Source organism: Bradyrhizobium sp. USDA 4341 (assembly GCF_054063755.1).
The window spans coordinates 2385856-2410050 of sequence record NZ_JBSSGO010000002.1 but is presented as its reverse complement, the minus strand read 5'-3'; the positions used below and the strand labels follow the sequence as shown (position 1 = coordinate 2410050).

Sequence of the window (24195 nt, the reverse complement as noted above, 5' to 3'; positions counted from 1 at the left end):
CATGGCTGCCAAGGCGAAGAAAGCGCTGGTCGACGTCGACAAGCTCACCAAGGCCCAGGCCAAGGTCGAGCACATGCGGCTTTCACTCGAGATCGAGGCGCACAACGAGCGCTACTATCAGAAGGACGCGCCGACCGTATCGGACACGGCCTACGACGCTCTGCGGCAGCGCCTGGAGGCAATCGAGGCCAGGTTTCCCGATCTCGTCACCAAGGACTCGCCGACGCAGACGGTTGGCGCTGCACCGGCCCGCGGCTTTGCCAAGGTGCAGCATGCCGTTCCGATGCTGTCGCTCGGCAACGCATTCAGTGACGAGGACGTCACCGAATTCGTCGAACGTATCAGGCGCTTTCTCAAGCTGGATGCCGACCATATTCCGGCGCTGGTCGCCGAGCCGAAGATCGACGGCCTGTCGCTCTCGCTGCGCTACGAAAATGGCGAACTTGTTCGGGCCGCGACGCGTGGCGACGGCTTCACCGGCGAGGATGTCACCGCCAACGTCCGTACCATCAAGGACATCCCGCACACCCTGAAGGGACGCAACGTTCCAGCAGCCTGCGAAATGCGCGGCGAAGTCTATATGCTCAAGAAGGACTTCCTTGAGCTGAACAAGAAGCAGGCCGCGGCCGACGACACGGTGTTTGCCAATCCGCGCAATTCGGCGGCGGGTTCGCTGCGTCAGAAGGACGTGTCGATCACCGCGTCACGACCGCTGAAATTCTTCGCCTACACATGGGGCGAGATGAGCGAGCTGCCCGCCGACACCCAGCACGGCATGCTGGAGTGGATGGACAGAGCAGGCTTTGTGGTCAATCCGCTGATCACGCTCTGCAAGAGCGTCGACGATGTCCTGAAATTCTACAACAAGATCGGCGAGGAGCGGGCTTCGCTCGGCTACGACATCGACGGCGTGGTCTACAAGGTCGACCGGCTCGACTGGCAGGAGCGGCTCGGCTTCGTGTCGCGCAGTCCGCGCTGGGCCATCGCACACAAATTCGCAGCCGAACAGGCAACGACAATTCTCAAGGGCATCGATATCCAGGTGGGGCGCACCGGAGCGATGACGCCGGTCGCGCGGCTCGAGCCGGTGACGGTCGGCGGCGTCGTGGTTTCGAACGCGACCCTGCACAACGAGGACTACATCAAGGGCATCGGCAACGACGGCAATCCGATCAGGGATGGCGTCGATCTCCGCATCGACGACACCGTCGTCGTGCAGCGCGCCGGCGACGTCATCCCCCAGGTCGTCAATGTCGTTCTGGACAAGCGGCCGAAGAGTGCAAAGCCGTACAAGTTTCCGGACACTTGCCCGGTGTGCGGCAGTCACGCGATCCGCGAGGAGGGCGAGGCGGTGCGCCGCTGCACCGGCGCGCTGATCTGTCCGGCGCAGGCGGTCGAGCGGCTGAAGCATTTCGTGTCGCGCCTTGCCTTCGATATCGATGGTCTCGGCGAGAAGCAGATCCAGGAATTCTACGAGGACGGACTGGTGATGTCGCCGGTCGACATCTTCACCCTTCGCGAGCGGGACCAACGTTCGACCAGCAAATTGATGCAGCGCGAAGGCCACGGCGAAACCTCGGTGCGCAACCTGTTCGACGCGATCGACGCCCGCCGCAACATCGACCTGCACCGCTTGATCTTTGCGCTAGGCATTCGCCATGTCGGCGAAGGCAATGCCAAGCTGCTGGCGCGGCACTACCACACGATCGAGAATTTCCGTGAGGCGATGCTGGCCGCCGCCAAGGGCAGCACGGACGAAGAGAACACCACCGAGGCCTACCAGGACCTCAACGATATCGATGGCATCGGCGAGATCGTCGCGGATGCGGTGGTCGAGTTCTTTGCCGAGCCGCGCAACGTGAAGGCGCTCGGTGAATTGCTGCAGCAGATCGAGGTGAAGCCCGCCGAGCAGCCGCGCAAGAGCTCGCCGGTCTCGGACAAGACCGTGGTGTTCACCGGGTCGTTGACGAAGTTCACCCGCGACGAAGCCAAGGCGATGGCCGAGCGGCTCGGCGCCAAGGTCGCGGGATCGGTTTCAAAGAAGACGGATTACGTCGTCGCCGGCGAAGAAGCAGGCTCGAAGTTGACCAAGGCGCGCGAGCTTGGCGTTGCGGTGCTGACCGAAGACGACTGGCTGAAGCTGATCGAGGAGTAGGGCGCCGCGTCGCCGCCGCATTCTCCGCTGTCGTCCTCCGCGAAAGCGGGGGACCCAGTATTCCAGAGGCCGCAGTGATTCACCCAATAGGCCGCGGCGTACTGGATCCCCCGCTTTCGCGGGGGATGACGAGGCGAGAGCGCGGTACGAGCGCGCGCCTCACATCATCCCCTTTTCATCCTCCTCGGCCTGCGCGATCAGCTCTTGGCTGACCACCACATTTCGCCGCGGCACGACGAAGATCATGGTGCAGGCGCAGGCGAGCGAGATCGCGAAGAGTGCCGATGTCAGCGGCAGCGTCGTGGTCGAGTGGCCGCCGAGATAGGCGCCGAACTGCGAGATCAGCGAACCGATGCCCTGCTGCAGGAAGCCCATGGCGCCGGACGCAGTGCCGGCGGCCTCGGGGCGGATGCTGATGGCGCCGGCGGCGGAATTGGCCATCACGAAGGCATTGGCGACCATCACGATCATCTGGGTGCCGAACAGCCAGAGCGGCGCCTGGTTCAGCCCGGCGAAACTCCAGATCAGGTTCAGCAGGCTGCCGCCGACCTGCAGTGCGAGGCCGAACCAGATCAGCTTCTCCAGCGAGTGCCGCGGCGCGAAGCGCACGCACAGCAGATTGCCGATGAAGTAGCCGAACCCCGTCATCGCGAACCACGCGCCGTATTCGGCGCTGCTGCGGCCCATCTGGGTCACCACGATATAGGGACCGCCGCCGGCGAAGGCGAAGATGATCTGCGAGGCCAGCACCTGGCACAGCAGATAGCCGACGAAGGCGCGGCTTCGCATCAGCCTGCCAAGATCGCCGCGGAAGCTGGAGCTGTCGGCGCGGTCGCGGCGGGTTTCGGGCAGCGCCAGCGCGATGAAGATCGTGGTGATCAGCGACGCCGCGGTGATGAGATAGAGGATCGCGCGCCAGCCGAATGTGGTTTCCAGCAAACCGCCGGTCAGCGGGCTCACCATCTGCGCGATCATCAGCGCGGCGACGACGAGGCTGATCATGGCGCCGACCCGCTCGCGCGGATAGAGATCGCGGATGATGGCGCGGCTGATCACCATGCCGCTGGCGCCGCCGAGCGCCTGGAAGAAGCGCGCCGCGATCAGCTGCGGCAGGGTCTCGGCGAATACCGAGCCGATGCCGGCCACCACCATCAGGCCGAGGCCCGCGAGCAGCACCGGGCGGCGGCCGAACTTGTCGGATAGTGGTCCCATGATCAGCTGCGAGAGCGCGATGCCGACCATGTAGAGCGACACGGTCATCTGCGCGATTCCGATGTCGCGGCCGAATGTGGTCGCCAGCACCGGCAGCGCCGGAACCAGCATGTAGAGCGAGATCGGCGCGACGCCCGTCATCACGACGAGCATCAGCAGCATGACCTTCGATGTCGCGATGTTGTTGTCTTTGATGTTGTCTTGGGCCGCGCCGGGCGGCTTGCCCATCACGCCGTGCATTCAGGTCCGGTCCAGCATTGTGGAAAAGACTGTAGCGTGCCCGTTCGCGCGGAATACGTGTGTTTCGGCATACGCCCATGCATTTCGGGAGGCGAAGGCGGTGATGTTTCGTCTCGCGCAACAAGCACACTGTCGTCCCGGCGAAAGCCGGGACCCATAGCCACAGGCGTGTATTGTTGAAGTGCGCTGTGGCCTCGGCGTCATACAACAGCAGACAGCGGTGGTTATGGGTCCCGGCTTTCGCCGGGACGACGTCGAGTGTGTGGAACGATGCTTGCGCTGCTACTTCAACGCCGCCGTTGCCTCATCCAGCCACAGCTTGGCGGCGTTGTCGTCGAGATGCGGACGTACCACACGCGCGACGCGGGCGTGGTATTCGTTGAGCCAGCTCAACTCGCCTTCGCTCAGCATGCTCACCTCGATCAGGCGGCGATCGATCGGCGCCAGGGTCAGCGTCTCGAATGCGTTGACCGGCTTCTCGGCGCCGGCAATGTCGGTGCCGATCACCAGTTCGAGGTTCTCGATCCTTATGCCGTAGGCGTCGGTCTTGTAGTAGCCGGGCTCGTTGGACAGGATCATGCCGCGCTGCAGCGGCGTGGTGCCGAGCTTCGAGATCCGCGCCGGCCCTTCATGGACGCTGAGATAGCTGCCGACGCCGTGGCCGGTGCCGTGCTCGAAATCGATCCCGGCCTGCCAAAGATGTTGCCGCGCGAAGCTGTCGAGCTGCGCTCCGGTGGTGCCGTCGGGGAAGATCGCACGGGCGATCGCGATATGGCCGCGCAGCACGCGGGTGAAGCGGTCGCGCATCTCGTCGGTCGGCTGGCCGATCGCGATGGTGCGGGTGACGTCGGTGGTGCCGTCCTCATATTGCGCGCCGGAATCGATCAGCAGCAGATCGCCGGGCTCGATGCGGCGGTTGCTCTTGCGCGTCACGCGATAATGCACGATGGCGCCGTTCGGCCCGGTGCCGGCGATGGTCGGGAACGAGACGTCCTTGAGCGCGCCGGTCTGGCGGCGGAAGGTTTCCAGCGCCTCGACGGTGTCGATCTCGGTGAGGTGGCCCGAGGGCGCCTCGCGGTCGATCCAGGCGAGGAAGCGCGTCAGCGCCACCGCGTCGCGCTGGTGCGCGGTGCGCGTGCCGTCGATCTCGGTGAGGTTCTTGACCGCCTTCAACAGGCTGACCGGATCGCTGCCGCGCACCGGCTTGCCGCCGGCGCCGGCGATCAGGCGGCTCAACGCGTCAGACGCGGTCGCGCTGTCCAGCGCGATCGAGGCGCCGCGCTTGGCGAGCTCGGTCAGTTTTGGCGTCAGCGCCGCCGGCTCCTCGACATCGGCGGATTGCTCGAGATGGTCGCGGGTCGCGTTGGACAGCTTGCGATGATCGATGAACACCAGTGGCCGGCCTTCCTTCGGCACCAGCGCGTAGGACAGCGGCAGCGGCGTATGCGAGACGTCAGCGCCGCGGATATTGAAGGTCCAGGCCACCGCGTGGCTGTCGGAGAGCACCAGCGCATCGACACCGAGCTTGTTGATCTCGAGCCGGATGCGCTTCAGCTTCTCGGCCTCGATCTCGCCGGAAAACTGCGCGCCGTGGATCGCGACCGGGCCGAGCGGCGGCGCCGGCCGTTCGTGCCAGACCGTATCGACCGGGTTGCCGTCGACGGCGACCAGCTCGGCGCCGGCCTTGGCGCAGGCCGCCGCCAGCCGTTCGGCTGCCGCAGAAGTGTGCAGCCAGGGGTCAAATCCTAGGCGGTCGCCGGCTGCCAGATGCCGGGTCAGCCAGTGCTCCGGCGGCGGATCGACCAGCGGCTCGACCTGCCAGGCCTTGCGATCGACCTGCTTGCCGGCCTGCAGCGTGTAGCGCCCGTCGACGAACAGGGCGGCTTCCTTGCTCAGCACGATCGCGAGTCCGGCCGATCCGGTGAAGCCGGTCAGCCAGGCAAGCCGCTCCTCGGACGCCGCAACATACTCATTCTGCTGCTGATCGGCGCGCGGAACCACGAACCCGGTCAGCTTGCGCCGCGCCAGTTCCTCGCGCAGTGCGCTTAAGCGCGCGGTCAGCGCCACGCCGCCTTCGGGCTCTTCGAACGTCTGGAAATGGGCTTCGAACATCGCCTTTGCGCTCTCTTCCGATGCAGCATGAGCTTCGCGCCAACGCGCTGAGGCATGACCACATTTTTGGCATAACTTATGCTTGAATCATGTCATAGTGGAAGTGACCGGACGATGTCCACCATCGACGGTCAGCGTACGGGGGGTGTCCAGGAGTGTCTCAACTCAACGGTGAGGAGATGCACGATGCCTGCATTCACGTTTGAGAAGATCTCGCCGCCGGTCCGTCGCGGGCCGATCGCGCCGATCGAGCAGAAGCAACGTGGCGTCATCGTGCAGATGCTTGACCGTTTGGTCGCGGCGCGCGCCAGGCGTGCAGCCGGTCAGGACAAGGCCGAGACGGCCGGCCGCGATTCCGCAGCAACCGAATAGCTAATCCAAGGATCGCGCTAACCGTGCGAGGTCGGACGCCTTCGCCACGGTTACATTGACGACCCTGGTGCCCTCGAGTTCGCGCACGATCCGCTCATCGAGGCCGACGACACCCAGATCGAATTCGCGCTCCGGCGTCAGTAGCGTCATGCGCTGACCGGCGATGACGACGACGGTCATGTCGAGCGGCTCGCCGGATATCGCCCATTCCCTGAGCTCGTTGCGAAACGGCTCCCTGCGCCAGGCATCCGGGAAGCCCGGATCGCATCTGACCTCGAGGCCGTCGTCGGACGTGGTCAGGACGAGCTTCGATCGGGAGGGCTTCCAGTGCTCCTCCAGCAGCTCGTTGACGAGCCAGACGCAGCTGAACGCACGGCACTCCGCCGGACGGCTCGGATAGATCCGGCAGCCGCGCCCCGGCCTGCAATGCGCACACCATGCGTTGGCCGGCTTCGCCAGTTCCTCGATCGCCATCACCTTGCAGCAGAGCGTGCAGTCGCCGCACTGTCTGCCGGTCGCGGTCATTTCACCTGACCGAGCGCAGCAGCAGGCTGCTCCAGCCCTCGATCTTCAGATGCCGCAGCGGCACCAGCCCGCGGGCGCGATAGGCGGCAATGACCGCCGGCGCCTGATGCGTCAGCAAGCCCGAGAGGATGACTTGCGCGGACGATGCGAGGTGCCGGGTCATCGGCCCCGCCAGCTGGCGCAGCGGATTGGCGAGGATGTTGGCGAGCACCAGATCGAACGGCCCGTCCTCGGCAAAGCGCGGTGCGGCAAAGCCGGTGGCGCGGATCACATCCACCAGATGCCCCGCCCCGTTCAGCCGGGCGTTCTCCTCGGCGACCTTGACAGACGGCGGGTCGATGTCGCTCGCCAGCACCTTGCGATGCTGTGCCTTGGCAGCGGCAATCCCCAGCACGCCCGTCCCGGTGCCGAGATCGAGCACCCGGCGGGGCTGATAGGCCTTCAGCACGTGGTCGAGCAGCAGCAGGCAGCCGCGCGTGGTGCCGTGATGGCCGGTGCCGAAGGCGAGCGCCGCCTCGATCTCGATCCCGAGCTTGTTGGGGGCTATCCTGTGCCGGTCATGCTGGCCGTGGACGATGAACCGGCCGGCCGCGACTGGGACCAAATCTTCCAGGCTGGCCTTGACCCAGTCCTTCGCCTCGATGGTGTCAAATACCAAAGTCGATGCGACATCCTGTCGCGTCACCGCCTGGCCGACCAGCTCGCGCAGTAAGGCCTGGTCCGGCGCCTCGGCAAAGTGGACGGTCACGTCCCAGCGGCCGTCCGGCCGCTCGAAGGCCGCAAAAGCCGCCTGATCCTCGAAATACATCTCGGACAGCGCGTCGACCACGCGTTTTGCGGTCTGTTCGTCTGGAAGGGTGATGCTGGCGCGGTGTGTAGACGGGGTCATCGGAGGCCGGTAGCGCGGTTTTTGTTAAAATTTCAAGCCGCATTCAATCGAATATCGCGAGAATTGATAGGTTCCCGATTCAGACAACCTTAGATACCGCCGTACTACTACGGAGGCGGAACTCGGGAACACCCTTCGTTCCAAGGCATCACAACCCAGGGCAGGGCTGCAATGAAGACTCTTTTCGTTAGGTTTTTACAGAATGATTCCGGCGCGACCGCCATCGAATACGGACTGATTGCGACCGGCATTGCCATCGCCATCATCGCTGCGGTGAATGGCGTCGGCACGAACTTGAGCGGGACGTTCAACACGGTCGCCAGTTCGCTCAAGTAACTTCGCAGACGGCGTTCTCGAGCAAGCACCGGGCACAACGAGGCCCGGTGTTTTCTTTTTGACAGATTGCCCACAGAGCCTCACGCAGCCTGACCACAAGCCATCAAGCACATTGTCCCCGGGGTTGTCGGCTTCCGTTCCACAGGCAGTCAACCGGGATACTCACCGATTGTCACGCCAAGGCACACCACCTTTGACCCCGGTCGACCCACAGCTTCTCAACAGACCTGTCCACAGCTTGGCCCGGCCCTGACCGCGGCGCCCGATGCGCCGTCAGCTTTATGCGAACAGCGCGCGATGGTCGGCGAGGACGGCCCGCGCGGCGTTGTGGCCGGGGGCGCCGGTGACCCCGCCGCCGGGATGAGCCCCGGAACCGCAATGGTAGAGACCGCGCAGCGGTCCGCGATAGTCGGCATGGCCGAGCATGGGACGCGCCGAGAAGAGCTGGTTCAGCGTCAGTGCGCCGTGGAAGATGTCGCCGCCGAGCAAGCCGAACTGCCGCTCAAGGTCGAGCGGCGACAGGATCTGGCGGCCGATCACACTGCCCGCGAAGCCGGGGGCGTAGTCATCGACTGTTGCGATCATGAGGTCGGCGACCTCTTCGCGATGGTCGTCCCATGATTTGCCGTCGGGCAATTGCGGCGCCACGTGCTGGCAGAACAGGCTCGCGACATGCTGACCCGGCGGGCTCAAACTGTCGTCGAGCGTCGAGGGGATCAGCACCTCGACGACGGGCGCGCGGCTCCAGCCGGACTCACGCGCATCGCGCCAGGCGCGATCCATGTAGCCGAGACCAGGCGCGATGATGATGCCCGCAGTGAGGTGATCGCCCGGGCCGGGCAGCGCGGTGAACGAGGGCAGGGTATCAAGCGCCACATTCATCCTGAACGTGCCGGAGCCGTTCTGCCATCGCCCGATGCGCGTGCGGAATTCGCTTGCCAGTGCGCCCTCCGGCACCAGGCGCGTGTAGAGCAGCTTCGGGTTGACGTTGGAGACGACATATTTGGCGCTGATAGTCTCGCCATTGTCGAGGATGACGCCGGTGGCGCGATCCTTCTCGACGATCACCTCGCGGACGGGCGCATCGGTTTCGATCTCGACGCCATGGCTGCGCGCGGCACGCGCCATCGCCTGGGTGATCGCGCCCATGCCGCCGATCGCGTGGCCCCAGACACCCTTCTTGCCGTTCACTTCGCCGAACGCATGGTGCAGCATCACATAGGCCGAGCCGGCCGCGTAGGGGCTGGCATAGTTGCCGACGATGGCATCGAAGCCGAACAGCGCCTTGACGAGGTCGTTCTCGAAACGCTCGTCGAGCATCTCGCCGGCCGAGCGCGTGAACAGGTCGAGCAGATTGCGCTGCTGCTCGAGCGACAGCCGGCGCAGGATGTTGGCGGTGCCAAGCGCGTTGAAGGCTTCATTCATGGCGCCGAGGCCGAAGCCTTCGACCAAGTTCGGCGGCGCGCGCAGCACGAACTGGCGCAGCACGTCGGCGATGGCTTCGAGTTCCCCCGAGAACACGCCGATCGCGGCCGCATCCCGCTGGCTCAGTCTCTCGACCGACTGCTGGGTGCGGCCTTCGCCGGTCAGCAGGTAACTGCCGTCGGGTGCGGGGAGGAAGTTCTGCGCGCGGCGTTCGACGATCTTGAGGCCGTGGTCGGCAAGTTTCAGGTCGGAGATGATCTGCGGATTGAGCAGGCTCACCGTGTAGGCGGCGACCGAATTGCGGAAGCCCGGACAAAACTCTTCGGTGACGGCGGCGCCGCCGACCACCTTGCGGCGTTCCACGACCTTCACCCGCAGCCCCGCCATCGCGAGATAGGCCGCGCAGGTGAGGCCGTTGTGCCCCGCACCGATGATGACGACGTCGACTTCATGATTGGACATGGTGCTTCTATAGGCCGGATGATCTCATCCGGCCACCGTCCGCGATGCCCTCGCATCCGGCGGGTCACAAAACCGTACCGATCCGGATACGATAATTCGACCGCGATTGTGTGGCCGTGAGCCCCCAGCGGGGCAGGCAGGGCGCCTCGTTCGTTCAGTCTTGCCAAACCGTGGAGTGCATATGCCGTTTGTTTTTGATCAAACTCAAATCGAGTGGCCCGACGACGATTCCGATCTGCCGCCGCCGCGTGCCGACCAGTTCGTCTATCTGCCGGCGCCGGAATATGGCGGGCAACACGATCCCGTGCATTTTTCTCTGGACGTCCCGCCCGAACCGCCGCCGGACAAGGTGCCGGTTTCGCGACCAAGCCTGTGGGATCGCCTGCGTGGCCGCAGGACTCCGGCTGCGCCAAATCCGCAGGCGACGGCGGCCTGGCATGCCGCACGCGCCACGCAGGCCGTGTTTGTCCGGCAGCGTTTGCTCGCTGCGGTCGTTCCGGTGCTCACCGATCTCGGCGCGCGGCAGCTCTACTGTCGCTATGACGGAGGCAATGACGAGGGATTCACCTGGCTCGAGAGTGCCACGCTTCACGACGGCACGCGCATCGACACCGCTGCACTGGTCGATCAACTCGTCGCGCGCAAGCTGCTCGACCGGCTGGTCGCGCGCGGGGTGACGCGCCGGTACGACGAGAGGAGTGAGCACAACCAGATCGACTCTTTTGTTCACGACTGGCTGTGCACGGAGTTTGCGACCATGCTGCTCGGCAGCGGCTACGGCACCGGCGAGCATGTCCTGTACGGCGCGTTCACGGTCGATCTCGACGCCGGCACCGTGACCGACGACCCCGCCGCCGATCCGGTGACCCGCAACGCAGAGATCACGAGGTAGCCTGCGATGGCGCATCCCTATCATCATGCCGTGCGTTCGGCGCGCCTGTTCGGCGGTGTTCCCGAGGACTACCTACCGATCCACGACTGGTTCGACGAGAGCAAGGCGCATCTCGCCGACGTGCGGCACCGCGCGCTTCGTCATCACAGCGAAGGCATCTTCCTCTGCGAGAGGATATTCGGTGCCACGCTGACCAACAGCGCCGGCAAGCAGGTGCCGGTGCGGACGGTTGGCGAGCAGCACGTCAAGGACGATCTCGGCTGGATCCCGTCGGTCAAGGATTGGCTGCAACATCTGGAAATGCAGCCCTGGATGGGACGAACGCCGTTCCGGCCGCAGATGGACGCAGCTGCACCGCTCACCGGCGCGGCAAGTTCGACCGATGATGTGCTGACAGGCTGAACCGCTCAAGCGATTGGCATCGGTGGCCGTGTTGCCCGCTGCAGGGCGCTATGATTCAATGCAATGCATGTGCCCGGTGTTGATCTGCCGGATCGTGACCGGGAGTATTCATGTCGTCTGAGCCGTCCGCCTCGCGAAACCGGCTGGTGCTGGTTGTCTACACCGCCGCGATCTTCGTCAGCGCCCTGTTGCTGTTCTCGGTGCAGCCGTTGTTCACCAAGATGGTGCTGCCGCGGCTCGGCGGCTCGCCGGCGGTGTGGTCGGTGGCGATGGTGTTTTTCCAGTCGCTGCTGCTCGGCGGCTACGCTTACGCGCATCTCTTGATGAAGCTGAACAGCCGTGTGGTGCCGATCGTGGTGCATCTCGTGCTGCTCGTCGTCGCGCTCCTGACATTGCCGCTCACGATCAAAAGCGGCTGGGGCGAGCCGCCGACCTCGGGCTACGCGGTCTGGCTGCTCGGCCTGTTCGTGGTCTCGATCGGCCTGCCGTTCTTCGCGCTCGCCGCCAACAATCCGCTGCTGCAGGCCTGGTTCGTGCGCACCGGCCACCCCAACGGCCCCGATCCTTATTTTCTCTATGCGTCCTCGAACATCGGCAGCTTCCTGGCGCTGCTGTCCTATCCGGTGCTGCTCGAGCCGATGTTCACGTTGCGCACCCAGAACCTGATCTGGACCGGCGGCTATGGCCTGCTGATCGTCCTGATCGCAAGCTGTGGCGTGCTGCTGTTGCGGTCGCCGGCCTATGCCGCCGCACACGACGCGCAAGTCGATGATGCAAACGCGCCGGCGCCGTCCTGGTCGCGGCGGGCGCGCTGGATCTTCCTGGCTGCCGTACCGTCCGGCCTGCTGATCGCAGTGACGGCGCATATCTCGACCGACGTCGCGGCCGCTCCCTTGCTTTGGGTGCTGCCGTTGTCGCTGTATCTCCTGACGTGGGTGCTGGTGTTCCAGTCGCGGCCGCTGCTGCCGCACAAATGGATGCTGCTGGCGCAGCCGCTGGCGATTGCCGGCGTCGTGATCCTGCTCGCGGTCGGCGGCGAGCAGAACTTGCTCCTCACGCTCGGCGGCCATCAGCTCTGCTTCTTCATCATCGCGATGGCCTGTCATGGCGAACTTGCGCGCACCCGCCCGGCGGCGAAATATCTCACCGGCTTCTATGTCGCGCTGTCGTTCGGCGGCATGGTCGGCGGCCTGTTCGCGGGGCTGATCGCGCCGTTCACCTTCTCATGGATCGCCGAATATCCGATCCTGCTGGCGCTCGCGGCGCTGTGCCGTCCGCCCGGCGGCGCGGAGCGGCTGCCGCGCTGGAGCGCCTGGTACTGGCCGTTCCTTGCGGTGCTGGCGGTCGTGCTGATCGCGCCGAGCTATTCGGCCGGCGCCATCTTCAACTGGTTCGACGACCACCGGGTGTGGGTGATCGGCGCGGTCGGCGTGCTCTCGGCGCTGCTCGCGCTCGCACTGAATGCCAATCGCTGGAAGATCTTCGCCACCGTCGCCGTCGCGCTGGTGGTGCTGCGTGCCTATCCATCGGACGACGGCCGCGTCGAAACCGTGCGCAGCTTCTTCGGCGTGCACAAGATCGTGGTGACGCCGAACGGGCAGTATCACGTGCTGATGCACGGCACCACGATCCACGGCGCCGAGAAGTTCAAGAACGACGACGGCACGCCGGTCACCGGAAAGCCGGAGCCGATCAGCTACTATCACAAGGATGGCGGCATCGGGCAGGCCATCACCGCAATGCGCGAGCGCAAGGGCGCGCCGCTGAAAGTGGCTGTCATCGGCCTCGGCTCGGGGACGCTGACCTGCGCCTCGGCCCCCGGCGAGGACTGGCGGTTCTTCGAGATCGACCAGTCGATGGTCGATACCGCGAGCGACCCGAAATACTTCACCTACATCCAGAGCTGCGAGCCGAACCTGAAGCCTGTGATCGGCGATGCGCGGCTGACCTTCGCCAAGGAGCCGGACGGCGTCTACGATCTCATCATCGTCGACGCCTATTCGTCGGACGCGATCCCGATCCATCTCGCGACCGAGGAGGCGATGGCGATCTACAAGGAGAAGCTGGCGCCGCAGGGCGCGGTCGTCATGCATGTCTCCAACCGGCACCTCGAACTTGCCAGCGTCGTGGTCGGCATCGCCGATGCCAACGACATGAAAAGCTGGGTCTACAGCGAGGATTCCGGGCGCGACAACGAATACATTTTCTCGACCTCGGTCGTGGTCTCCGCCCGCGAGGACGCCGATGTCGGCAAGCTCGCGGCATCAGACGTCTGGACCGAGACCGATGCCAACGAGAAGCAGCGGGTCTGGACCGACGATTATTCGAACGTGCTGGGCGCGGTCTACCGGCGCTTGCGCGACGGCGAGCAATAGGCTCTAGCGGTCCAGCAGCTTCGCGATCTGGGAGCTGACGATCGCGGTGAACAGTTCGGGGTCGTTGAAAGCCCGCGCAGAGAGCATAGCTCCGTGAACCGACGCCATCAGCGTCTGGGCCTCATCTTCCGGCTGCTTGTCCAATCGGAACAGGCGCTGCTCTGCGCCAGCCTGCAGCACCGACGTAAGCCATCGCGCAAGATGATGGAAATGGGCGCGGACGCGCGATGCGACCTCGTCCGGCAACATCGGCATCTCGCCGGCAAGCATCGCGCAGACGCAGAACGGCAGCGTGGCATCTCGAATGCACGCTTGCCAGAAGCTCGCATAGGACTGCAGTTGGTCGACCGGACTGGCGGATTGCTCCTGAAGCGCCTTCAGGCCCAGCTCCGTCTGCTGCCGGTAGCGATCGACCAGCGCCGAAACCAGCTCGGCCTTGGTCGGGAAGTGATGGTGGATGCTCGCCTTCCGGATGCCGATCGCACCCGAGATGTCGGCATAGCTGAACCCGTTATAGCCGCCCGCCACGATGAGAGACTGCGCGACGTCGAGAATCCGCTCTGAAGTCGAAATCATTGGGTTCATGCCGGCGCCTACCTTCCGGTAGGTAAGTTGTCAAGGCGGAGCAGCGCGTTTGTTCGACACAAGAAGGTGTCCCGGCGCCCGATTGACCCGGGACGTTTATCTACCTACTAGTAGGTAGATAAACATGGGAGTCAATCAATGCAAAGCCGACTTTCGGCCCAATCCAGCTGGCTGCAATCCTACTATTTCGGGCGCGCTCTCTTCTCGATCGCCTGGGTCGCCGCCGCCGTACTTTTCAGCGGGCAAGCAGGCCCCGCCGCGTTCCTGCTGGTGATCTATCCGGCATGGGACGCCATCGCCAATCTGGCTGACGCGCGGGTCAACGGCGGGCTGAAGGCCAATCCGTCCCAGGCATTGAATGTCGTGGTCAGTGCCATCACGGCGCTCGCCGTGATCGTGGCGATCGGCCGCAACACCTATGCCGTTCTGGCGGTGTTGGGTGCCTGGGCGATCCTCGCGGGTCTGCTGCAATTGTCCACCGGCGTCAGGCGCTGGCGCCATGTTGGCGCGCAATGGGCGATGGTCCTGAGTGGTGCACAGTCTGCACTGGCCGGCGGCTACATGATCAGCCGATCGATCGGCACCGTCGCGCCGACGATTCTGGACATCGCTCCCTATGCGGGATTCGGCGCGTTCTATTTCCTGCTTTCGGCGATCTGGCTCGTTGCCAGGGCCCACCGCAGCGCGCGTGCGTAAGCACTGCCCGGCAGCATCGGAGAGCGCCAGTCAACGTCACCGCGATGGCTATTTCTTCTCCGGTGCTGTCGTCGCGGAGGCGGGTGTCGAAGCCGCAAGCAGTGGCATCGTCGGCGCGCTCTCGCCGCCGTCCTCGTCGAGGAATTGCTCCACGCCCGCCTGGATCGACGATTTCGCGCTGTCAGGGCCGCGGTCGCTGAGGTCGTTGTGCTGGAATTCGGTTCTGACCACCTTGATGCCGAGCCTCGCGCAGGTCTCGTCGTCAGGTACGACGCCCGGATCGGCCTTGAACACCGGATCCCTTGAGCGGAACGACAGGATCTTGATCTTGCTGTCGGTGATGAAGGGGACGCGCAGATTGTCCAGCGTCACGACCTTCTTGACCAGGTCGGGATGCTGCCTGGCGAAGAACATCGAGATGTCGCCGCCGTTGGAGTGGCCGATCAAGGTCAGCGCGCGATAGTTTGCGTTCGGATAGAGCTTCTTCAGCTCGTCGATCGCATACATGATGTTGAAGACGCCGCGATTATATTGCATGCGGCGGCCGACATATTCCTCGCCGACCTTGGTCACCATCGGCGCATCGCTGTCGAGATCATGCTGGATGCTGACCACGAGGTAGCCGCGTGACGCGAACACATTGGTGAGGAATGAGTACTCGGTGTTCCTGACGGTGTTGCCGTGGCTCAGGATCGCGACCGGCAGCTCGATCATCTCGGCCATCGCCTGCATTTGCCGGTCGCGCCGGACCGCGACCTCGACCGTGACGTCGCGATCGTCGCGAAGGACGTCGTGGAATGTCAGCGTCGTGTGACGGATGGCCCATCTGTCCGTCGTGAAATAGCCGGCCATCGCCACGATGCACAGGCAAAGGACAATGATGCCCCGTTTCATGTCGACCTCTGATATTGCCTACGCGACCCGCGCTTCTCGCCCTGGTTTCATGGGCATTCCGCGTGAATCGGCCTCCAGGGGCCGGGCGGGCGCTCTTGCCGCCGAATATCGGGCTAATTTTACAATCAGATGACGACGCGACGACGGGCCACGGCGCACGACGGCGCGGGCCTTTTGCGACGGTCACAAGCGGGTGAGGGGAGCGTGAACTGACGGCGCGGCGGCTGCGGCGCCGTCAGCGGATCAGGAGAGACTGCGTCTCAGTCCTGATAGTTGTTGCCGTAGAAGCTGCGCTGCTGCTGGTAGTACGGCCGCGGCTGATAGGTGCCCTGCGGCGCCGCCGCGTAGCCCTGGTTGCCGTAGTATTGCTGCTGGCCATAGGCCTGCGCGTCGTAGACGCGGCGGCTTGACGGCGGCGCCGGGTAGCGCTGCGCAGTCGAGCTGCCGTCGGCCGGATAGATGTAGCCGTCATCGGCGCGGGCCTGCGCCGGATATTCGCGCGGCTGCGGTGTCAGGACGACCGGGTCGCCGGCTGCGGCGGTGCCATACTGCTCGTCCTGCTGCGGCGCGCGGCGGGCGACGGCGGTGCCGTTGCGCCCGCGGGGATTGCGCGCCAGCGCGACCTGCGCCGAACCGGTCAGCGTCACCGTGGTGTTGAGCACGCCTTCCTTCTGGACCAGGGCGTAGAGCGTCGTTGCGTTGTCGCGCGACAGCCGCACGCAGCCATGCGAGGCCGGTGTGCCGAGGCGGTTCACCGAGTCGGTGCCGTGGATCGCGTGCCCGATCTTGGTGAAGAAGATCGAGTGCGGCATCGGCGCGTCGTCGAATTCCTTGGAGTAGTGATCCTCTTCCATGCGGAAGGCGCGGAAGGTGCCGTTCGGCGTTTCGCGCGAGGGGATGCCGCTTGAGACCGGCCAGTGATAGCGCGCGACGCCGTCGACCGCGACCGTCATCTGCTGGTTGTCCTTGTCGATGGTGATATCGACCTTGGCCTGCGCGGCGCCGGCCGTGAAAAGCATTACGGAAGTGAACGCAATGAGGAACGAACGCATTTTATCCTTGGCCTCCAGGCCTGATCACAAAGCCGCGGCTCTCCGTCCCCGGCAACCAATATGCACGGAATCCGAATTTGGTTCCAGTCGCGGACCTCATGCATCGTTAATCCCGCACGCGGCGCAAACAAGGCCGAAGCCGGGCTGGCCTGTCGCGGCGGACTGACATTTTCGCGAGCAGGCCGCGACAACGGCCCCAGTTGGTCACCGCCACGCAACCATTTGGCCGCATGGGCGTTTCACAATCCCGCCTCGGCGGCGCATTCGCGCCGCGCATCAAGGAACCAAGATGAACAACACCAAGGTTAAGACCGCGGCCGTCGTCCCAGCCGGCCTCTCCGCGCGGCTCCTGCTTGCGGCCGCAGCCCTCGCTTTGGCGCTGGTGACTGTCCCCCATGTCGGCCATGCCCAGGGCATCGTCCGCGGCGCTCATGAAGGCGCTTATGAGGGTAATCGGGCCGCCGGTCCGATAGGCGGCGTGGTCGGCGGTGCCGTCGGCGCCGGCGTCGGTGGCGCGATGGGCGCGGTCAAGGGCGTGTTCGGTATCCCGGATCGCGGCTACCGCCGTGGCCACCGCTGCCGCGGCTATTACCGCCACGGCCATTTCCATTGCTACTGATTGTTGGAGAACCTGTTGCCGGATGAAGTGCCGCCCGTAGCCCGGGTGAGCGCAGCGATACCCGGGTAAACCGTTCCCGCATATCGCTTCGCTCATGCTGGCTACAAGGCCGCAAACGTCAATTCTTCAGCCGGTAGCCGGTCCGGAAGATCCAGGCCACGATCACCATGCAGGCGATCAGGAAGCCCGCGGTCATGCCGAGGCTCAGTCCGACGCTGACATCGGCGATCTCGTAGAAGCTCCAGCGGAAGCCGGAGATCAGATAGACCACCGGATTGAGCAGCGTGATGGTGCGCCAGCCCGACGGCAGCATGTTCACGGAATAGAAGCTGCCGCCGAGGAAGGTCAGCGGCGTCACCACCAGCATCGGAATCATTTGCAGCTTCTCGAAGCCGTCGGCCCAGATGCCGATGATGAAGCCGAACAAGCTGAAGGTGACGGCGGTCAGTACCAGGAAGGTCAGCATCCACACCGGATGCTGGATATGCAGAGGTACGAAGAGTCCGGCAGTGGCCAGGATGATCAGGCCGAGGACGATCGACTTGGTGGCGGCGGCGCCGACATAACCGATCACGATCTCGAAATAGGAAATCGGCGCCGACAGGATCTCGTAGATCGTGCCGACGAATTTCGGGAAGTAGATGCCGAACGAGGCGTTCGAGATGCTCTGGGTCAGCACCGACAGCATCACGAGCCCCGGCACGATGAAGGTGCCGTAGCTGACGCCCTCGACCTCGGTGATGCGCGAGCCGATCGCGGCGCCGAACACCACGAAATACAGCGAGGTCGAGACCACCGGCGAGACGATGCTCTGCAGCAGCGTGCGCCAGGTGCGCGCCATTTCGAACAGATAGATCGCCCGGATTGCGCGGTAGTTCATGGCGCCCTCACGAGGCTGACGAAGATGTCCTCCAGCGAGGATTGCTTGGTATCGAGATCGGAGATCCGGACGCCGGCATTGCGCAGATCGTTGAGCAGGCTGGTGATGCCGGTGCGATCGCCCTTGGTGTCGTAGTCGTAGGTCACCGCGTGGCCGTCGTCGGAGAGTTCGAGATTGTAGGTGGCGAGCGCCTGCGGAACGGCGTCGAGCTTGCTCTGCAGCTGCAGCGTCAGCTGCTTCTTGCCGAGCTTCTGCATCAAGGTCGCCTTGTCCTCGATCAGGATGATCTCGCCCTTGTTGATGACGCCGATGCGGTCGGCCATCTCCTCGGCTTCTTCGATGTAATGCGTGGTCAGGATGATGGTGACGCCGGCCGCCTGCAGCGTGCGGACCACTTCCCACATCCCCTTGCGCAATTCGACGTCGACGCCGGCGGTGGGCTCGTCGAGGAACAGGATCTGCGGCTCATGCGACAGCGCCTTGGCGATCATCACACGGCGCTTCATGCCGCCGGACAGCTCGATGATCTTGCTGTCCTTCTTGTCCCACAGCGACAGGTCTTTGAGCACCTTCTCGATATGGTCGGGGTTCTTCGGCTTGCCGAACAGGCCGCGACTGAAGCTGACCGTTGCCCAGACCGACTCGAAGGCGTCGGTGTGCAGTTCCTGCGGAACCAGCCCGATCATCGACCGCGCCGCGCGATAATCGGCGATGATGTCGTGTCCGCCGATCGAAATGCGGCCCTCGCTCGGATTGGCAATGCCGCAGATGATGCTGATCAGCGTGGTCTTGCCGGCGCCGTTCGGCCCGAGCAGCGCGAAGATCTCGCCTTTGACGATATCGAGATTGATGCCCTTCAGCGCCTTGAAGCCGGAGCCATAGGTCTTTGACAGATTGGATACGGAAATGATCGGCGACATGGAGAATCGGATGCGTGAGGGAAGGGCGCGCGCGGATTGGGGCCCGGGCAGGCGCGTGATGCGGGTTCAGCCGAGATAGGAACGCACGGTCCGTTCTGCAATCGGTCGGCGAGGGAGAAATTTATTCTGCGGTGCGCCTTAGGGGCCCACTGCCAAAATATCGAAAACAACCCCATGCAAAGGAGCCGGCGGCTGGCGGCCCACATTGCAATTTGACCAGTCGGGCAAATCAGCGGTACTCTTCTGGTATTCCGAAGTCGTGGAGGCGCCCTTCGCTCCAGGGCAATCGCATCCGGGCGGGAGGGGACGCAGTTCCGACGCCCCGCGATTCAATCCAATCAGTGCCGCTTCGCCGGTTTCGCTGGTTTCTTGGCGGCCGCCGCCGGGGCGGGGTGCGCGGGCGGCGCGATATCGGCGACCTTGGCGACCAGCATGATCTGCAGCTGGTTGTTGACCGGCGCGTTGGGGCGGGCGGGGTCGAGCAATTGCTCTTCGCCGAGCCCGACCGACTGCAGGCGCTTCGCCGTGATCTTGAAGGTGTTGACCAGGATGTCGCGGATCGCGTCGGCGCGCCGCTGGCTCAGCAGCACGTTGTTCTCGCGCCGTCCGGTCGATTCGATGTGACCGACGATCAGGAACGTGTACGGCAGCAGCGAGGCGTGCGTCAGCGCATCGGCGATCCGCCCGACGGACTGGTAGGAGTCCGGCAGCACGATCGGCGTGTCGACGTCGAACTGGATGTCGGCGTTGAATGTCGGCAGGTTGGTCAGGTCGGGGGCGATCGGCGGCCGCTTTTGCGGCGGCGGCTCGTTCTTCGATCGCGACCGCGATCGTTCCAGCACTTGCTGGCGCAATGCGGGGACGTCGATCGTTGCGTCCGTCTCGTAGTGATTGAGCTTGGCGATAACGTCGTCGCGCGTGATGGCGGTTTGCGCCTGAGCCGGCGCAAGCGGCATCGCCAGCAAGACCAGCGTGCCGAGCACGCCCAGAAGGCCAGGATCGCGCAAGCCTCGTGTCGTCAGGCGCATCATTGATACCCCGCGTCATTGATCGCCTGGGCGCAATTGCGGCTGAGGCCCTTGGCGCCGACGAGGCATGGCACCGATTTGCTGGTCTCCTTGGTCGAGCCGCCGCAGACCTTGACGATCTCGCGGGTGCATACGTTGGCAACGGTCACGCGCGCCGCGATCCGCTTCTGGATCGCATCGAGGGTGGAGAAGTAGCTCTCCTTGCACTGCGGCGAGATCACGTCGCGGTTGCGCGACAGGCACTCCTTGAGGCGGGTGGAGTCGAGGTTGACGCCGCGGCAATTGGCGGTGATGTCGGCGCCGCAGGCCTTGGCGAGCTGCGCTGCGGAATCGCCAAAGCTGATCGTCTCCGCGACCGCCAGCGACGGCGCAGTGAGCGCGATGACAAAAAGGAAAAACCCACCCCGGACCATGGGGCCATCTCAACCCGTGAAATCAGCGATGGTCAAGGGCTACGAACAGGGAAGGCCACTAACGAAGGCCGCCAAGGAAAGCCGCTACGTCACGCCCGTTCCACAAAGCTGTCGACCACCTTCTTCTCGCCGGCCTTTTCGAAGGCGATGGTCAGTTTGTTGCCGTCGACTTTCACCACATGGCCATAGCCGAATTTCTGGTGAAACACCCGGTCATCCAGTGAAAATTCCGACGTCGTGCCGGTGGATTTCGCCACCAGCTCGCCCTCGATCACCATGGGGCCGCGCTTGGTGCGGCTGAAGCTGTCGGAGGAAAAGGACGACTGCCGCTCCTCGAAGCCGCCTCCGCCGCTGCGTCCCCCGCCGCCGCGATTGCGGTTGGCCTGGGCGCGCTGCCAGCCCGGGGTCGAATAGCTCGAGCCGAATGATTCGAGGTTGTCGAAGCGGGAGGCGCCATAGCCGCCGCTGCCACCCCAGCCCGATCCGCCCTTGGATTCGGTGATCTCGACATTGTGCGCCGGCAGCTCGTCGAGGAATCGCGACGGGATCGTGGTCGACCAGGTGCCATGGATGCGGCGGTTGGTCGCGAAATAGATCTTGGCGCGGCGGCGGGCGCGGGTCAGCCCGACATGGGCGAGGCGGCGCTCCTCCTCGAGCCCGGCGCGACCCTGTTCGTCCAGCGTGCGCTGGCTCGGGAACAGGCCTTCCTCCCAGCCCGGCAGGAACACGTTGTCGAATTCGAGGCCCTTGGCCGAATGCAGCGTCATCAGCGACACGGCTTCGTCGCCAGCCTCGCCGTCGCGGTCCATCACCAGCGAGATATGTTCGAGAAACCCTTGCAGGTTCTCGAATTCCTCCATCGAACGCACCAGCTCCTTGAGGTTGTCCAGCCGGCCCGCGGCGTCCGCCGAGCGGTCCTTCTGCCACATCTCGGTATAGCCGCTCTCGTCGAGCACGATCTCGGCGAGCTCGGTATGCGAGGTGACCTCGCGCTGGGCGCGCCAGCGGCCGAACTGCATCACGAGATCGCGCAGCGACCCACGCGCCTTCGGCTTCAGCTCGTCGGTCTCGACCACGGCGCGCGCCGCCTCGAACAGCGGAATGCGGCGCTTGCGGGCGTGGTCGTGCAGCAGCTGCACGGTGGCATCGCCGAGCCCCCGTTTCGGCACGTTGACGATGCGCTCGAAGGCGAGATCGTCGGCCGGCGAATTGATGGTGCGCAAGTACGCCAGTGCATCGCGGATTTCGGCGCGCTCATAGAATCTGGGGCCGCCGATCACGCGGTAGGGCAGGCCGAGCGTGACGAAGCGGTCTTCGAACTCGCGCATCTGGAACGAGGCACGGACCAGGATGGCGACGTCGTTGAGGTTTTCGCCCGTGCGCTGCAGCTCCTCGAGCTCCTCGCCGATCGCGCGCGCCTCCTCTTCCGAATCCCAGGAGCCGGTGACGGTGACCTTCTCGCCGTCGACATCCTCGGTGCGCAGCGTCTTGCCGAGCCGGCCCTCATTGTGCGCGATCAGATGCGAGGCCGCGGCCAGGATGTGGCCGGTGGAGCGGTAGTTGCGCTCGAGGCGGATCACCTTGGCGCCGGGGAAATCGTGGTCGAAGCGCAGGATGTTGTCGACCTCGGCGCCGCGCCAGCCATAGATCGACTGGTCGTCGTCGCCGACGCAGCAGATGTTTTTCAGTGGCGCCGCATTCTCCGTCATTCCGGGATGCGCTGAAAGCGCAGAATCTCGAGATGCGTCCTCGTGACCTCGAGATTCCGGGTTCATGCCTTCGGCATGCCCCGGAATGACGGGAGAGGTGATCACCCCCGGAATCACATCGGAAAGAGGTCGCCCCGGCCGCGACGGCGCCTGCGACAGCAGGCGCAGCCACAGATACTGCGCGACGTTGGTGTCTTGGTACTCGTCGACCAGGATGAACTTGAAGCGGTTCTGGTACTGCCGCAGCACGTCCGGATTTTCGCGGAACAGCCTGATGTTCTCGAGCAGCAGGTCGCCGAAATCGGCGGCGTTGAGGATCTTCAGCCGCTCCTGATAGGTTGCGTAGATCTTGCCGCCCTTGCCGTTGCCAAACGAGGCGGCCTCGCCCGCCGGCACCTGCGACGGCGACAGCCCGCGATTCTTCCAGCTGTCGATCAGGCCGGCCAGCATCCGCGCCGGCCAGCGCTTGTCGTCGATGTTCTCGGCCTGCAGCAACTGCTTCAGCAGCCGCACCTGGTCGTCGACGTCGAGCACCGTGAAGTTGGATTTGAGCTGCACCAGCTCGGCATGGATGCGCAGGATGCGGCCGCCGATCGAGTGGAAGGTGCCGAGCCACGGCATGCCCTCGACCGCCTGGCCCAGCATCTGGCCGAGCCGCAGCTTCATCTCGCGCGCCGCCTTGTTGGTGAAGGTCACCGACAGGATCTCTTGCGGCCGCGCGCGGCCCTGGCTCAGGATATGCGCGATGCGCGTGGTCAGGACGCGGGTCTTGCCGGTGCCGGCGCCGGCAAGCACCAGCACGGGACCGTCGAGCGTCTCGACCGCCTCGCGCTGCTCCGGATTGAGGCCGTTGAGATATTGCGGAACGCCCGCCGCCGCCCGCGCACGCGCGGCGATGCCGCCAGCCACCGGCTGGTGCTCGGGAACGCCGTGATGGGGCAGTTTGCTCGGCTCGGTCATTGGCGAATCGTCTCGGCCCCACGATGGCACCGTGGGACGGTGAAGGGGAGCCTTCTTAACAGGGATTGAAGGCCATATAGGGCCTGACCGGCCGTTTTGACAGGTTTATCGTGGCTGACTGGAACGGTTTTGGCAGCAGTGCACAACCAGCCTGGTTCCTGAAATCGGCGAAAATTTCCCGGTTTCGCGGTCAGGAACCAGCGTTTCCCCGGAGGATTGTTTCGACAAATGCGGCGCCGGCTAAACGCCCGCGTCCGGAATCGAACAAGGAAACGAAGCGAGAGGTTCTGATCATGTTGAGCTGGGTCGTCACATTCCTGGTAGTCGCCCTGATCGCGGGCATTCTGGGCTTCGGCGGCATCGCCGGCGCCTCGATCGAAATCGCCAAGGCGATCTTCTTCATCGCCATCATCCTGTTCCTGGTGTCGGCGGTGGTCGGATTGGCGCGCGGCCGCACAAGGGTCTAGCGAAAGGCTGGGTCTAGCGAAGGGCTGGTTATTTCTTCGAGGGCATCGCCACGTTGCGGCCGATGCCCTCGGGCCGCGGCACACCCGCATAGCTATCCACGATCTTCTGAATGCGGGTGCGGATGTCAGGTGGAAACGGCGCCACCTTGCGCGCCTCCATGTCGATATGCAGCGTGAGATTTTCCGAGGTCGCGGAAAGCCAGCCCTCGGTGGCGTGGCGCAGCTCCTCGAACGTGTGCAGCCGCTTCTCGTCGGCGCCGAGCAGGAAGACCGAGACCTGCACGGGATCGCCGAGATGAATTTCTCGCAAGTACCGGACATGGCACTCGGCGGTGAAGGTCGAGCACTGCCGCTCCTTCATGTAGGCCGGCCCGATGCCGAGCTGCAGCCACATCTCGTCGATGGCGCGGTCGAACATCACATTGTAGTAGGCCATGTTGAGATGGCCGTTATAGTCGATCCATTGCGGCTCGATCTGCATCACGGAAGATTTGAACGGGGCGGCCGGTAGTGGCATCTCGCTCGTGGCAGTCGCTGAAGTCATTATCCATCCCCGGTTCGTTGGCGTGCGAGCA

At 64.5% G+C, this 24195-nt stretch carries 23 protein-coding genes; 9 read left to right on the top strand and 14 right to left on the bottom strand.

Going from position 1 to position 24195, the window contains the following annotated elements:
- Nucleotide 1: 1 nt before the first annotated feature.
- Nucleotides 2–2155, top strand: a complete 2154-nt coding sequence (gene ligA / locus ACVIGB_RS17485; protein WP_456721690.1) for an NAD-dependent DNA ligase LigA — start codon at nucleotides 2–4, stop codon at nucleotides 2153–2155.
- A gap of 159 nt (nucleotides 2156–2314) precedes the next feature.
- On the opposite strand, the gene ACVIGB_RS17480 is transcribed toward ligA, so the two are convergent.
- Nucleotides 2315–3607, bottom strand: coding sequence for a multidrug effflux MFS transporter (locus ACVIGB_RS17480; protein ID WP_456721691.1), 1293 nt, complete (start codon nucleotides 3605–3607; stop codon nucleotides 2315–2317).
- Between the two features lie 282 nt (nucleotides 3608–3889).
- Complete coding sequence (locus tag ACVIGB_RS17475) at nucleotides 3890–5719, bottom strand: aminopeptidase P family protein (RefSeq protein WP_456749174.1); 1830 nt, start codon at nucleotides 5717–5719, stop codon at nucleotides 3890–3892.
- Between the two features lie 186 nt (nucleotides 5720–5905).
- Here ACVIGB_RS17475 and ACVIGB_RS17470 point away from each other — a divergent pair, with 186 nt between their 5' ends.
- Nucleotides 5906–6091 carry a hypothetical protein gene (locus ACVIGB_RS17470; protein WP_456721692.1) on the top strand — a complete coding sequence of 62 codons (186 nt, stop codon included), beginning with the start codon at nucleotides 5906–5908 and terminating at the stop codon, nucleotides 6089–6091.
- Here the strand turns inward: ACVIGB_RS17470 and ACVIGB_RS17465 are convergent, their stop codons facing one another.
- Nucleotides 6092–6616, bottom strand: a complete 525-nt coding sequence (locus ACVIGB_RS17465) for a hypothetical protein (RefSeq protein WP_456721693.1) — start codon at nucleotides 6614–6616, stop codon at nucleotides 6092–6094.
- Nucleotide 6617: 1 nt separating this feature from the next.
- Nucleotides 6618–7505 (bottom strand): 50S ribosomal protein L11 methyltransferase, encoded by an 888-nt coding sequence (locus ACVIGB_RS17460; RefSeq protein WP_456721694.1) that lies wholly within the window; start codon nucleotides 7503–7505, stop codon nucleotides 6618–6620.
- Between the two features lie 171 nt (nucleotides 7506–7676).
- On the opposite strand from ACVIGB_RS17460, the gene ACVIGB_RS17455 reads away from it, so the two are divergent.
- Nucleotides 7677–7841, top strand: a complete 165-nt coding sequence (locus ACVIGB_RS17455) for a Flp family type IVb pilin (RefSeq protein ID WP_456721695.1) — start codon at nucleotides 7677–7679, stop codon at nucleotides 7839–7841.
- A gap of 279 nt (nucleotides 7842–8120) precedes the next feature.
- Here the strand turns inward: ACVIGB_RS17455 and ACVIGB_RS17450 are convergent, their stop codons facing one another.
- Nucleotides 8121–9728 carry a phytoene desaturase family protein gene (locus tag ACVIGB_RS17450; protein ID WP_456721696.1) on the bottom strand — a complete coding sequence of 536 codons (1608 nt, stop codon included), beginning with the start codon at nucleotides 9726–9728 and terminating at the stop codon, nucleotides 8121–8123.
- A 181-nt stretch (nucleotides 9729–9909) separates the two neighbouring features.
- Here ACVIGB_RS17450 and ACVIGB_RS17445 point away from each other — a divergent pair, with 181 nt between their 5' ends.
- The 3 genes from ACVIGB_RS17445 to ACVIGB_RS17435 all read left to right on the top strand — a co-directional run bounded on the left by ACVIGB_RS17445 (nucleotide 9910) and on the right by ACVIGB_RS17435 (nucleotide 13397).
- The gene (locus ACVIGB_RS17445; protein ID WP_456721697.1) at nucleotides 9910–10620 is read left to right on the top strand and encodes a hypothetical protein; all 711 of its coding nucleotides are present in this window, start codon (nucleotides 9910–9912) and stop codon (nucleotides 10618–10620) included.
- Between the two features lie 6 nt (nucleotides 10621–10626).
- Nucleotides 10627–11022 (top strand): DUF6915 family protein, encoded by a 396-nt coding sequence (locus ACVIGB_RS17440; protein ID WP_244549565.1) that lies wholly within the window; start codon nucleotides 10627–10629, stop codon nucleotides 11020–11022.
- Between the two features lie 110 nt (nucleotides 11023–11132).
- Entirely contained in the window at nucleotides 11133–13397 is a 2265-nt protein-coding gene (locus ACVIGB_RS17435; protein ID WP_456721698.1) for a spermidine synthase, read from the top strand.
- Nucleotides 13398–13400: 3 nt separating this feature from the next.
- Here ACVIGB_RS17435 and ACVIGB_RS17430 read toward each other — a convergent pair whose 3' ends face one another.
- Nucleotides 13401–13982 carry a TetR/AcrR family transcriptional regulator gene (locus ACVIGB_RS17430; protein WP_456721699.1) on the bottom strand — a complete coding sequence of 194 codons (582 nt, stop codon included), beginning with the start codon at nucleotides 13980–13982 and terminating at the stop codon, nucleotides 13401–13403.
- A gap of 138 nt (nucleotides 13983–14120) precedes the next feature.
- Between ACVIGB_RS17430 and ACVIGB_RS17425 the strand changes: the two genes are divergently transcribed.
- Complete coding sequence (locus ACVIGB_RS17425) at nucleotides 14121–14678, top strand: DUF308 domain-containing protein (protein WP_456721700.1); 558 nt, start codon at nucleotides 14121–14123, stop codon at nucleotides 14676–14678.
- 48 nt (nucleotides 14679–14726) lie between these two features.
- Here ACVIGB_RS17425 and ACVIGB_RS17420 read toward each other — a convergent pair whose 3' ends face one another.
- Nucleotides 14727–15572 (bottom strand): alpha/beta hydrolase family protein, encoded by an 846-nt coding sequence (locus ACVIGB_RS17420; RefSeq protein WP_229169895.1) that lies wholly within the window; start codon nucleotides 15570–15572, stop codon nucleotides 14727–14729.
- A gap of 260 nt (nucleotides 15573–15832) precedes the next feature.
- A complete protein-coding gene (locus tag ACVIGB_RS17415; RefSeq protein ID WP_092115899.1) occupies nucleotides 15833–16624 on the bottom strand; it encodes a L,D-transpeptidase in 792 nt (263 codons plus the stop codon).
- A gap of 289 nt (nucleotides 16625–16913) precedes the next feature.
- Here ACVIGB_RS17415 and ACVIGB_RS17410 point away from each other — a divergent pair, with 289 nt between their 5' ends.
- Nucleotides 16914–17243 (top strand): hypothetical protein, encoded by a 330-nt coding sequence (locus ACVIGB_RS17410; RefSeq protein WP_456721701.1) that lies wholly within the window; start codon nucleotides 16914–16916, stop codon nucleotides 17241–17243.
- 118 nt (nucleotides 17244–17361) lie between these two features.
- On the opposite strand, the gene ACVIGB_RS17405 is transcribed toward ACVIGB_RS17410, so the two are convergent.
- The 5 genes from ACVIGB_RS17405 to ACVIGB_RS17385 all read right to left on the bottom strand — a co-directional run bounded on the left by ACVIGB_RS17405 (nucleotide 17362) and on the right by ACVIGB_RS17385 (nucleotide 23153).
- Nucleotides 17362–18123: an ABC transporter permease gene (locus ACVIGB_RS17405; protein WP_092115897.1), complete on the bottom strand. Its 762-nt coding sequence runs from the start codon at nucleotides 18121–18123 to the stop codon at nucleotides 17362–17364.
- The gene (locus tag ACVIGB_RS17400) at nucleotides 18120–19043 is read right to left on the bottom strand and encodes an ABC transporter ATP-binding protein (RefSeq protein ID WP_229166774.1); all 924 of its coding nucleotides are present in this window, start codon (nucleotides 19041–19043) and stop codon (nucleotides 18120–18122) included. Before ACVIGB_RS17400 ends, ACVIGB_RS17405 begins: the two co-directional genes overlap by 4 nt.
- A 338-nt stretch (nucleotides 19044–19381) precedes the next feature.
- On the bottom strand, nucleotides 19382–20074 hold the full coding sequence (locus ACVIGB_RS17395; protein ID WP_456721702.1) for an OmpA family protein: 693 nt from the start codon (nucleotides 20072–20074) through the stop codon (nucleotides 19382–19384).
- Nucleotides 20071–20484 carry a hypothetical protein gene (locus tag ACVIGB_RS17390; protein WP_092115892.1) on the bottom strand — a complete coding sequence of 138 codons (414 nt, stop codon included), beginning with the start codon at nucleotides 20482–20484 and terminating at the stop codon, nucleotides 20071–20073. The genes ACVIGB_RS17395 and ACVIGB_RS17390 overlap by 4 nt, the downstream gene beginning before the upstream one ends.
- An 89-nt stretch (nucleotides 20485–20573) precedes the next feature.
- Complete coding sequence (locus tag ACVIGB_RS17385) at nucleotides 20574–23153, bottom strand: ATP-dependent helicase (RefSeq protein WP_456721703.1); 2580 nt, start codon at nucleotides 23151–23153, stop codon at nucleotides 20574–20576.
- A gap of 293 nt (nucleotides 23154–23446) precedes the next feature.
- Here ACVIGB_RS17385 and ACVIGB_RS17380 point away from each other — a divergent pair, with 293 nt between their 5' ends.
- Nucleotides 23447–23620 (top strand): DUF1328 domain-containing protein, encoded by a 174-nt coding sequence (locus ACVIGB_RS17380; RefSeq protein WP_212310518.1) that lies wholly within the window; start codon nucleotides 23447–23449, stop codon nucleotides 23618–23620.
- 28 nt (nucleotides 23621–23648) lie between these two features.
- On the opposite strand, the gene ACVIGB_RS17375 is transcribed toward ACVIGB_RS17380, so the two are convergent.
- Nucleotides 23649–24137, bottom strand: a complete 489-nt coding sequence (locus ACVIGB_RS17375; protein ID WP_092115890.1) for a thioesterase family protein — start codon at nucleotides 24135–24137, stop codon at nucleotides 23649–23651.
- Nucleotides 24138–24195: the final 58 nt, after the last annotated feature.

Coding starts and splice junctions, on each gene's coding strand:
- ACVIGB_RS17460 (WP_456721694.1), bottom strand. CDS start 7,505: ATGACCCCGTCTACACACCGCGCCAGCATCACCCTTCCAGACGAACAG.
- ACVIGB_RS17410 (WP_456721701.1), top strand. CDS start 16,914: ATGAACAACACCAAGGTTAAGACCGCGGCCGTCGTCCCAGCCGGCCTC.
- ACVIGB_RS17465 (WP_456721693.1), bottom strand. CDS start 6,616: ATGACCGCGACCGGCAGACAGTGCGGCGACTGCACGCTCTGCTGCAAG.
- ACVIGB_RS17470 (WP_456721692.1), top strand. CDS start 5,906: ATGCCTGCATTCACGTTTGAGAAGATCTCGCCGCCGGTCCGTCGCGGG.
- ACVIGB_RS17445 (WP_456721697.1), top strand. CDS start 9,910: ATGCCGTTTGTTTTTGATCAAACTCAAATCGAGTGGCCCGACGACGAT.
- ACVIGB_RS17380 (WP_212310518.1), top strand. CDS start 23,447: ATGTTGAGCTGGGTCGTCACATTCCTGGTAGTCGCCCTGATCGCGGGC.
- ACVIGB_RS17385 (WP_456721703.1), bottom strand. CDS start 23,153: ATGACCGAGCCGAGCAAACTGCCCCATCACGGCGTTCCCGAGCACCAG.
- ACVIGB_RS17480 (WP_456721691.1), bottom strand. CDS start 3,607: ATGCACGGCGTGATGGGCAAGCCGCCCGGCGCGGCCCAAGACAACATC.
- ACVIGB_RS17420 (WP_229169895.1), bottom strand. CDS start 15,572: ATGAAACGGGGCATCATTGTCCTTTGCCTGTGCATCGTGGCGATGGCC.
- ligA (WP_456721690.1), top strand. CDS start 2: ATGGCTGCCAAGGCGAAGAAAGCGCTGGTCGACGTCGACAAGCTCACC.
- ACVIGB_RS17395 (WP_456721702.1), bottom strand. CDS start 20,074: ATGATGCGCCTGACGACACGAGGCTTGCGCGATCCTGGCCTTCTGGGC.
- ACVIGB_RS17400 (WP_229166774.1), bottom strand. CDS start 19,043: ATGTCGCCGATCATTTCCGTATCCAATCTGTCAAAGACCTATGGCTCC.
- ACVIGB_RS17475 (WP_456749174.1), bottom strand. CDS start 5,719: ATGTTCGAAGCCCATTTCCAGACGTTCGAAGAGCCCGAAGGCGGCGTG.
- ACVIGB_RS17435 (WP_456721698.1), top strand. CDS start 11,133: ATGTCGTCTGAGCCGTCCGCCTCGCGAAACCGGCTGGTGCTGGTTGTC.
- ACVIGB_RS17455 (WP_456721695.1), top strand. CDS start 7,677: ATGAAGACTCTTTTCGTTAGGTTTTTACAGAATGATTCCGGCGCGACC.
- ACVIGB_RS17430 (WP_456721699.1), bottom strand. CDS start 13,982: ATGAACCCAATGATTTCGACTTCAGAGCGGATTCTCGACGTCGCGCAG.
- ACVIGB_RS17390 (WP_092115892.1), bottom strand. CDS start 20,484: ATGGTCCGGGGTGGGTTTTTCCTTTTTGTCATCGCGCTCACTGCGCCG.
- ACVIGB_RS17440 (WP_244549565.1), top strand. CDS start 10,627: ATGGCGCATCCCTATCATCATGCCGTGCGTTCGGCGCGCCTGTTCGGC.
- ACVIGB_RS17375 (WP_092115890.1), bottom strand. CDS start 24,137: ATGCCACTACCGGCCGCCCCGTTCAAATCTTCCGTGATGCAGATCGAG.
- ACVIGB_RS17405 (WP_092115897.1), bottom strand. CDS start 18,123: ATGAACTACCGCGCAATCCGGGCGATCTATCTGTTCGAAATGGCGCGC.
- ACVIGB_RS17415 (WP_092115899.1), bottom strand. CDS start 16,624: ATGCGTTCGTTCCTCATTGCGTTCACTTCCGTAATGCTTTTCACGGCC.
- ACVIGB_RS17425 (WP_456721700.1), top strand. CDS start 14,121: ATGCAAAGCCGACTTTCGGCCCAATCCAGCTGGCTGCAATCCTACTAT.
- ACVIGB_RS17450 (WP_456721696.1), bottom strand. CDS start 9,728: ATGTCCAATCATGAAGTCGACGTCGTCATCATCGGTGCGGGGCACAAC.